Source organism: Persicitalea sp. (genome assembly GCF_041751555.1).
Taxonomy (GTDB): Bacteria; Bacteroidota; Bacteroidia; order Cytophagales; family Spirosomataceae; genus Persicitalea.
In genome coordinates, this window is the sequence record NZ_JBGSXF010000613.1 from 1 (window position 1) to 2946 (window position 2946).

The 2946-nt window shown below is 51.5% G+C and carries 4 protein-coding genes; all 4 read left to right on the forward strand.

All coding sequences use genetic code 11. The annotated features are described in order from the left end of the window. The first annotated feature begins 188 nt into the window (after window positions 1-188). On the forward strand, window positions 189-635 hold the full coding sequence (locus ACEW8P_RS21715) for a hypothetical protein (protein ID WP_373515167.1): 447 nt from the start codon (window positions 189-191) through the stop codon (window positions 633-635). 227 nt (window positions 636-862) lie between these two features. After that, window positions 863-1450, forward strand: a complete 588-nt coding sequence (locus tag ACEW8P_RS21720; protein ID WP_373515168.1) for a VWA domain-containing protein — start codon at window positions 863-865, stop codon at window positions 1448-1450. A gap of 48 nt (window positions 1451-1498) precedes the next feature. Next, window positions 1499-2611, forward strand: a complete 1113-nt coding sequence (locus ACEW8P_RS21725) for a hypothetical protein (RefSeq protein ID WP_373515169.1) — start codon at window positions 1499-1501, stop codon at window positions 2609-2611. A gap of 77 nt (window positions 2612-2688) precedes the next feature. Then, window positions 2689-2946 (forward strand): hypothetical protein (locus ACEW8P_RS21730; protein WP_373515170.1); only part of this gene is annotated, 258 nt, incomplete at its 3' end.

Sequence of the window (2946 nt, forward strand, 5' to 3'; positions counted from 1 at the left end):
CTCGCTGCCGTTTTCGACGATGCTGATTCTGGGCATTCTTTCCACGGGAGAGTTGTTCACGCACCTGCCCACCATTCTGATTGCGGGCGCGGTGCTTACGGCCTTGGGTATTCTTCCCAATTTGGTCACTAAATCATCTTATAAGCATTCGCCTTCGGAGGCCTAATCAAATCCCAAATCCCTTTTTCATGAGCAAATCGCTCGCCTTGTTTTTTCTCTTCGCACTCGTGGCTGTTTTTTCGGCAAAAGCCCAAAAAGCGGCCAGCGTCAGGACAAGCGCTATCGTTACAAGCCACGGTCAGAAGGTCGATAAAAGCAAAACTACCTGGCTGACCGCGCTGTACCTGCGCCCAGTCGGGCAAACCGCCAGCAGCCGCGAAAACTGGCCGCTCATTCCGGCCCGGTTGTTGGAAGGTACTTCGACGGGTAGTATCCTCACCTCCAAAGGCCCAAAACTAGTCCGCCAGGTCAGGAAGGGAAGCATTGTGTACCGTTGCGAACCTGGTAGTCAAATGGTGAGCACCTGGGAAGTGAGGATTGTGCAGCGGAAGGCACGGAGGGTCAATGCCTCCCATGCGTCAAGAATGATGGACGGATCTTATTTGCCGGATGACAGAATAGCCCGGGAGCATTAGTATACGGCTTGACAAATAGATGATTTTCCTAGAAAAGGCTTCCAACGGAAGTCTTTTTCGTTTGGGATGATCTTCAACTGCAACGTTGCAGGGATTATGGAAGGGCCGTTTTTGCACTGACCTTTGTCGTGTTCAATTGATTCAATCACGCAAAACCTACCGCTATCATGCAAAATTCAGCTAATCAAAACGTATTCAACCTAATCATTCTGGACTAAAGCGGTTCCATGTCGCCCGTCAAGGAAGTGACGATGAACGGCTTCAACGAAATCATCCAGACCATCAAAGGTGCGCAGGCGCAGTTTCCCAACCAACAGCACCGGGTGTCGCTCGTGACTTTCAACGGGCTGGGCATTCGCACCGTTCTCGACAACCGCCTTGCCGCCGACATTCTCCCGCTTTCCGACAATACCTACACCCCCGACGCCAGTACGCCCCTTTACGATGCAATAGGCCGCAGCCTGCTGCGCCTTGAATTTCAAACCGAAGGCGAAACTGACCCCACCGTGCTGGTGAGTATTCTAACCGACGGGGACGAGAACGCTTCCCGAGAATTCAGAGGAGGAAATGTCAAATCCCTTGTTGACCGCCTGACCGCGAGAGGGTGGAGTTTTACCTACATGGGGGCGAACCACGCGGTAGAAAGTGTAGCGGCATCACTCTCTATCAAAACCTCCGTACGGTTTGAAACCAACCAAAACAGCATGAACGAACTTTTTGAGAAAGACCGGAAAGGCCGCCTGAGCTACTTTCACAAAAGAAGTCAGGGAATGTCCAGCAAAGACGCTGAAAAGGACTATTGGGATCAGAAGTAAGTCGTCGTTGTCGGCTACCTTCACGCTCTCATCTCAACCCTCGCTGCCATGTTCACCGTTCATTTGCTTCGCGCCCCCGACTACCCGCCCGACGACTACTTTGCCCTGTGCCAACTCCTGCATTCGCTGCCCATGCCGGGCTGGACTTTCCAGACTACCGAATCGGAGCGGTTTGCCGAAGACGCGCCCTACTACCAAAATGGGCGGCGACGACCGGAGGACGTAGTCTTTGATTACCTTTCTCCCGTTCACAAACTTATGTACGATCATCGGCAGGGCAACCCGATTTCGTGGCAGGAATTGTTCGATGCTTGCCAATATTACCGAAGGACTTACGCCATTGCCGAAGACGATTTTGTGGTACTGCTCACCAATCGCCCCAACGCCCTGAACTGGTTCAGCTCTTTCGACCACAGCCGCCATATTTTCGTGCATACCGATGGCTGGGAGGTATTTATGGGCAGTCCGCACCAGTTTCCGGTCGCCTACGAAGTGATTGCCAATGTATTGCAAAGTCAGATGCAGTTGGACACCGAGGGCAAAGACGCGTGTTTGCACGAAGAATCCATCGGCTGCATGAATGATTTTTGTCAAGAAAAGCGGCAGATCGCTTTCAAAATGCGCACGGCGGATGTCTGCGCCGAGTGTTCCGAAAGACTGCACCAATGCGAAGTACCCGACCATCTGGTAGAAGGTGCCACGCAGGGCTTTGAGGCTCTACGAAAACAAATACTGTTCAGCCTGGGATTCCAACGCCACGCCGGGCCGGGAATGCTGGAAGTTACCTGGCTGTACGAGTTCCGGTTTCCCAGCCTAGGCAACCTGCTTTTAAAACTAACGCCCATGTGCCGCACCCTGTACGCTTTTTTCCTGCTACATCCCGAAGGCGTGAAACGCGCTGACCTGATCGACCACCGGGACGAACTACTGGGCATCCACGGTCGCATCAGTGGCCGGAGTCAGGAAGAGCAAACAGAAGCCATTGACCGCCTAATCCACGCTCAGGAAGGATCGTATAACGAGAACCGTTCACGCATAAAAAAGGCAATCGAAAGGGCATTAGGTGAACGCTTGGCAGCACCTTATCTTATTGGTGGAGAAGCGGGCGGAATTTATGGGGTTGAGGTTGAGCGAGATAGAGTGAAGTTTTTGAATGGATAGAATCTTGCTGCTTTATTCTTTTTTCTCCGGTCTGAATACCCGTTTTTTTATCATTTCACTTAAAAAACAAACCACTTATGGCACTCCCTCCCTACCTTGAACAAAATCGCGACAGAATTACAAAAGCTCCAAAGCAGCAGATCGCTTTGTGGAATCGGAGCTACGATCAATTTAGTAAGCTTGACGGAGTAAGAAGTGTTTATGGGCGTCACGACGACCGTAACATGCAAAGAAACGATGTCGTCGCGCTTTTCAAAAAAGATAATTACACAGGATTCATTGCCGCGATGATGTGGGGAGGCATTAACGCTACCCGGCCAAGCAAAAATGGCGGT